The organism is Parashewanella curva, from assembly GCF_003675895.1.
In the GTDB taxonomy this organism is placed as follows: Bacteria; Pseudomonadota; Gammaproteobacteria; order Enterobacterales; family Shewanellaceae; genus Parashewanella; species Parashewanella curva.
This window is the reverse complement of the sequence record NZ_ML014878.1, coordinates 1-6,203: the sequence shown is the minus strand read 5'-3', so window position 1 is coordinate 6,203 and position 6,203 is coordinate 1. Positions and strand designations below refer to the sequence as shown.

Here is a 6,203-nt window from a genome sequence, read left to right as displayed (position 1 = left end):
TTTATGCCGGATGCCATCTGGACAGTAAACAGGTATCTTCCAGACTTATCCCGGGCTAACGACTCCCTCCCGGTTTTGACATCACCCCTACGCTTTCGACACGTCATCAAAGGTTCACTGGTGTTCATCTCCTTAACACGTACCTGACAGAGTCAAGCTCTGCCTTTTCCTTAACGCTCACGACCAAAGCTCTTTACCTTCGCCGCTTAAGGTGGTTTGAAGCCTCCTCCTGTAAGGCGACTTCGAGGGACCTACCCTCATCTTCTGTGCAGTTGCGCATTGGTGCTGCTTACGCAGCAGCCTGTGCTCGTGGCACACAATCGTCCGCATAGCGCACAAAGTTGACCTTGTTTTTGTAACTAGGTGGTGTGTTCTTCTTCCCAAAGTGGGCTTCTAACACATCATCCAGTCCATCTAACGCCATGTTTGCTAATACAGGAGAGATAATCCCCCCTTGTGGTGTACCAGCATCCGTTGAGTTCAACTTCCCAGATTCCATGAATCCGGCTTTTAGCCACTTTTTCAGTACGACTTTATCCATAGGGATATTGTCCATAAGCCAATCGTGACTGATGTAGTCAAAGCACCCTTTGATATCACCCTCCAGCACCCATTGAGCACTGTTTTTGCGGCTGAGATTCACGAAACATTGTTCGATAGCATCAGCACAAGAGCGATTTGGGCGAAAGCCATAGCTATTGCGGTCTGCTGTGGTTTCCGAGACGGGTTCAAGTGCCAGCAAGTACAAAGCTTGCATAGCCCTATCTAACATCGTCGGTATCCCTAGCGGTCGTTTTTTACCATTAGCTTTCGGAATATAAACGCGTCTTAGCGGTTTAGGCTGGTAGCCTTTACGCTTCAACTTGTCTATCGCTTCCCATTTCAATACAGGTGTATTCCAGATTTCTCCGTCTACCCCTGCGGTACTTTTCCCACGGTTTTCCGTAACCCGTTTAATAGCAGTTACCTTTGCAGCAAATGAACGAACCAGCATGCGTTGCAGTTTATTAACTTGACGCCAATCTGACTTCTTCGTTGCCTTTGCGATCCGTACTTGCAGTCTCCGCACCTGTTGATTAACAACATACCAATTGATAGTATGCCAGCTGTTAATTGGGTGGGAGAATGCAGATACTCTACACAAGTGTTGAGTACTCATCTTGCTTTTCTCCTCAATGACTCCGAGGTAGAGGAAAGATGAGTTTGTCCCCGCGAAGGAAAAAGGCTCTCTTTCCTCCATAGGAGTAGTTGGTTGACTTTGCAGGTCATTCACACAATTAAAGACCAGTTGGAAGTGGGCACTGTTTCCAGTTAGGGAATTACACCCCTATCCAAATCATTACAATTTGGCATTTGCTTTTTCCAACCTCCTATACCCACACACTCAACAGTTCGTCTTGCGACTCCCCTGCCTGTAATAGGCGAATATATGGGCTTACCGAGTTCCGTTGTAATTACACGAATAACGTAGGTTCTACCTGTTCACCGATGGTCTGATGACGACGTATTCCCAGAAATAAAAGGAATAACCGACCATAAACCTTTTGGTCAAAGCGTATCAGCAATGTTTCGCTCACTTTAGCTCACGATGTTTATTGGTAGTTCACATATGTTAACCCTATTATCCAGCCTAGCCCTGTGCCCTCTTATTGCTAGAGGACGTCATACGCCCCTCACGGTTTGTATGCAGGTACATTGTCAGGAAGCTTCGCACAAAATCGTTACCAATTCTGCACTATCCCTAGGCTACTGATAGTCGTATATCAGGTCTCGCTACAACTAAACATCAGTCGTGAGACAATAATTACAACAGCTTGTGACGGTAGGTCACTGGTGTTTTTAACAAATTGAAGTTCGTGTATTAGACACGACAAGAGATGATCTATATGGCTAGATATAGACAGTTGATTCAAACGGTTAAGAATGAATTATGTTTGTCTCTAGCACAATAAGACTTACTTGAGTTGAATTGGGCTATTGAAAGACCCAGTGTTAATACCTGATTGCATAGACATATCACATATCAAGTAGCACCTTATTCAATGAATAAAGTGTCGCTGATCTGGACAGTGCAATCCGACCAACGGATTTGTTAAATACTATATTTGCATGGAAAAGAAGGAGGCGCTAAAGTTAGTACCTCCTTACATCGTAGCATGCTAGGCTAGTGACCTACGCGACTCTCGTCGCACTACTTCTTGCTAAGCATACCGAAACGCTTGTTGAACTTGTCGATACGACCACCAGTGTCAACAACTTTTTGAGTACCAGTGTAGAATGGGTGACACGCACCACATACGTCCAAGTGCAAATCTTTACCTACAGTAGATTTGATCTTGATAGTGTTACCACAAGTACAAGTTGCAGTGATTTCTTCGTATTGTGGGTGGATACCTTCTTTCATTGGATTACCTTTAGCGTTAAGGCCATGTCGCTCTCCCAACCCGAAGTTGAGCACCACATGCGTTAATATTCAAAAATTCGTTTGTTTGGACTAGCCTGCAATTAGGCAAATTCCAAGGCGCGAAATTCTACAAGAAATCGATAATTCATACAAGCATGCAGTATTAAATGAATTTTACCTAGCTGTTATCTACTCTACTAAGTAAACTAATTATCATGTTCCTATTGGTTTTCTTTTAATACTCAATGTCATCTGTTTTTGTTGAAGTCGCTTTACCTGTCCCCATGCGCCAAAGTTTCAGTTATGCCGTAACCGATGCTCAACGCAGTCTCGTGTGTATTGGTGGGCGAGTCCAAGTACCATTTGGCCGACAAAAGTTGATTGGCATTGTGCTGAATATCAATACTCACTGTGATGTGCCTGCCGATAAAATTAAAACGGTTATTGAAGTATTAGACCATCAAGCCTTACTTCCCGAAGCCTTAACCAAGTTGTGTGACTGGGCAGCTAACTATTACTTTTGCAGTCAAGGACAGATGTTTTCTCAAGCCTTACCCGTGGCATTACGCAACGGTGCAAACAGCCAAAGCGCTAAAAGAACCGAATACCGTATCACTCAAACTGGACGTGAAACCGATGAAGCGCTGCTGAAGAGAGCAACGGCACAACTGAAAATTTTAGGATTACTGAAAACTCAAACCCTATCACCTTTCGAAATTACTGACTTAGAATTAAGTAAGCCCGCTTTAAATACGCTAATTGAGAAGGGGTTAGCCCTTAAACTAGAACTTGAACATAAAGTGAATTTAGCGTGGCGTGATCAACTGGAAATGGGAGAAACGCCACTTCGTCTGAACCCAGAACAAGCCATTGCCGTATCTGCGATTAATCAACAGCAAGGTTACCATTGTGCGCTTATTGAGGGCGTCACTGGCTCAGGTAAAACCGAAGTTTACCTTTCTATTTTAGAAACTGTATTAAAGCAAGGTAAACAAGCCTTAGTATTAGTCCCCGAGATTGGCTTAACTCCGCAAACCATTAACCGCTTTAAGTATCGTTTTAAAGTAAAGATTGCTGTTATCCACTCGGGACTCACAGATAAACAACGACTTGAAGCTTGGCAACTGGCTCGCATTGGTGAAGCAGCTATTATCATCGGTACTCGCTCCGCCTTATTTGCTCCTATGGCCTTTCCTGGAATTATCATTTTAGATGAGGAGCATGATTCCAGTTTTAAACAGCAAGAAGGCGTTGGCTATCACGCAAGAGACCTAGCGGTAATGCGTGGTCACCTTGAGCAAATTCCGGTAATTTTAGGCTCAGCCACACCGTCATTAGAAACCTTACAAAATGCCCTAACTGAACGCTATCAACATCATGTTCTCACTAAACGTGCAGGGGCAGCACAAAACGTTAAACAAGGCATCATCGATATTCGCAGTCAGCCACTAAAAGCTGGACTATCAATTCCGCTTATTAACGAAATTCGCATTCATCTCAATGCAGGAAACCAAGTATTACTGTTTTTGAATCGTAGAGGATTCTCACCTGCTCTGCTTTGCCACGAATGTGGTCATTTACACGAATGTGACCGTTGTGATGCCTATTTTACCGTTCATCAAGGCTTGAACGAAATTCGCTGCCATCACTGTGGTCAGCAATACGCGATTCCCAAACAGTGCCATCAATGCAGCAGTACCATGCTATTTGGGCATGGGGTCGGCACAGAGCAATTAGAAGCTGAACTCACAAAAGAGTTCCCAAATTTTCCTGTGGTGAGAATAGACAGAGACAGCACTCGCCGTAAAGGTTCACTCGAACAACATTTAAATGCCATCCATAAAGGTGAATACAAAATCTTAGTGGGCACCCAAATGCTGGCTAAAGGTCATCACTTTCCCGATGTGACTTTGGTAGGGTTGCTGGACGTTGATGGTGCTTTGTTTAGTGCCGATTTTCGAGCACCAGAACGCTTCGGGCAACTCTATACCCAAGTGGCGGGTCGAGCAGGACGAGCTATGAAGCCCGGCACTGTATTACTGCAAACTCACCAAGCTGATAATCCATTGCTACGCGATTTACTTCATCGTGGTTATGGTGAATTTGCTAGAACGCAATTAGAAGAACGTAAACTGGCCCAACTGCCACCCAGCTGGCACATGGTGTTAATTCGTGCTGAGTCTCATAAACCTGAAGATGCCGATACGTTTTTAGCAGCACTTAGTCAATTGCTGCCACAAGATAAACAATGTGAAGTCATTGGCCCTATGCCTGCACCAATGGATAGAAAAGCCGGAAAACATAGACGACATTTGATGTTTCAAAGTAAACACCGTCCTTTACTTCAACAAGTGTTTGAGCACGCTTTAGATCAAGTGGAACAAATGCCTGAAGCCAAGCGTTGCCGCTGGAGTGTCGATAGAGATCCACAAGATCTATTGTAGGTATATAAATACCGTAAAGTCTAAATACACAATACCAACAAATAAATAGAAAATTAAAAATTAGCATTTAATTATTTGCCATTAACATGTTGATTTTACAAAAAAATAATAACACTGGCATAATAGTTTCAGTTAAAGACTTGGAGCAATATCATGCCAATATATAAACTTTTAAAGCCAACTGCTGGTCAGTGTAACATTCAGCCATTAACTGATGATTTAAACGAAGTAGTTATCGAAGCTAGTCGAGCCGATTTTTCTGGATATATTGCAAGATTTAAAGATCATTCTTGGATCTATGATGAATCTATTATTAACCAATTTGATGTCGCAAAATGGGAAGATAATAGAAAATTGATAGCTTACGGTATAGGGGTTTTTAATGGTGATTCGAGTCAAATCCAATTGGTTTTCAAGTAATCAAAATCAACAATTTCCCTTCCCCTCCAAAGCTGTTGAAAATCGTTAAATATGAAAATGCCTTTGGTATTTCCTTCCGCTTAACGGGGCTGCATGGCGGGAGCTAGAAGTGAACTTACTGTAGAGCCCCTTTGATTGCTCTGATTTATGCCCCATGCTTAAGCAAAGTAGTAACGGAATACAAGTACACATTTCCAATTACTCAGGAAACTGTAAAAAAATGACAGCTTGCAATGTCCGAATTACCAGAAAATTCAGCTTAGATTCAGCCCGTTGAGTTAGATTATTAATATTGTTAATTAGCTAAGAAAAACAATGGCTACAGCTCCAGTACCTTTTCACGCTCAAATATCTCGAGGTATTGAAATCTCGCTTTCAAGAGAGACGACTTTAGACGAACTCTATGATGCGGTTCATAACAAAATCGGTGATTTCAACGCTGAATTTCATTGCAGTAAGCTGGACTGGTCTAGATTTCATTGTAGTAGTACGCGACCTATTTTCTGTAGAATAGTCCTCGTCAATTCTTGCTGTGGCTTGAGATCAACAAAAACATGCTATCAAGACGTTTTTGGTGGAGCTTTACTCGCAGAAATTTTAATTAAACAGCATGGACTTACTGATACTATACAGCTAATGCGAAAAGCAGATAATCATGGATTTTATAAAAATAAAATTAAGCATTTAGAGAACCCTAACCTTGCTAGCGATTCAGGGCTTAAAAAGTGCTTTGCCCTCAGTTCGTCTAGCTACCCTACGTCAACATACTTTATTTATAGATTAAAAAACCACCAAAATTCACTTGTTCGGTAGTGGGCTGCTTTTGTGAATTGTTCTATCATGGTTGCACGCTGGTTTAATTTATTTTAGAGCATGTCATGCGCCATTCTATTGATGTTCAATGTCCTCATTGCCACGGTGTTTCAATATCTAAG

At 42.3% G+C, this 6,203-nt stretch carries 5 protein-coding genes; 3 read left to right on the top strand and 2 right to left on the bottom strand.

From position 1 onward, the window contains the following. Nucleotides 1-289 precede the first annotated feature (289 nt). Together D5018_RS20355 and rpmE are read right to left on the bottom strand one after the other, a co-directional pair. Complete coding sequence (locus D5018_RS20355; protein ID WP_165905134.1) at nucleotides 290-1,159, bottom strand: reverse transcriptase domain-containing protein; 870 nt, start codon at nucleotides 1,157-1,159, stop codon at nucleotides 290-292. A gap of 1,032 nt (nucleotides 1,160-2,191) precedes the next feature. Then, on the bottom strand, nucleotides 2,192-2,404 hold the full coding sequence (gene rpmE / locus D5018_RS20350; RefSeq protein ID WP_121840815.1) for a 50S ribosomal protein L31: 213 nt from the start codon (nucleotides 2,402-2,404) through the stop codon (nucleotides 2,192-2,194). A 245-nt stretch (nucleotides 2,405-2,649) separates the two neighbouring features. Here rpmE and priA point away from each other — a divergent pair, with 245 nt between their 5' ends. The 3 genes from priA (at nucleotide 2,650) to D5018_RS20335 (ending at nucleotide 6,081) form a co-directional block, all read left to right on the top strand. Then, nucleotides 2,650-4,848 (top strand): primosomal protein N', encoded by a 2,199-nt coding sequence (priA, locus tag D5018_RS20345; RefSeq protein ID WP_121840814.1) that lies wholly within the window; start codon nucleotides 2,650-2,652, stop codon nucleotides 4,846-4,848. Nucleotides 4,849-5,001: 153 nt separating this feature from the next. Continuing rightward, nucleotides 5,002-5,268, top strand: a complete 267-nt coding sequence (locus D5018_RS20340) for a hypothetical protein (protein ID WP_121840813.1) — start codon at nucleotides 5,002-5,004, stop codon at nucleotides 5,266-5,268. Between the two features lie 315 nt (nucleotides 5,269-5,583). Further along, nucleotides 5,584-6,081: a hypothetical protein gene (locus tag D5018_RS20335; RefSeq protein WP_121840812.1), complete on the top strand. Its 498-nt coding sequence runs from the start codon at nucleotides 5,584-5,586 to the stop codon at nucleotides 6,079-6,081. Nucleotides 6,082-6,203: the final 122 nt, after the last annotated feature.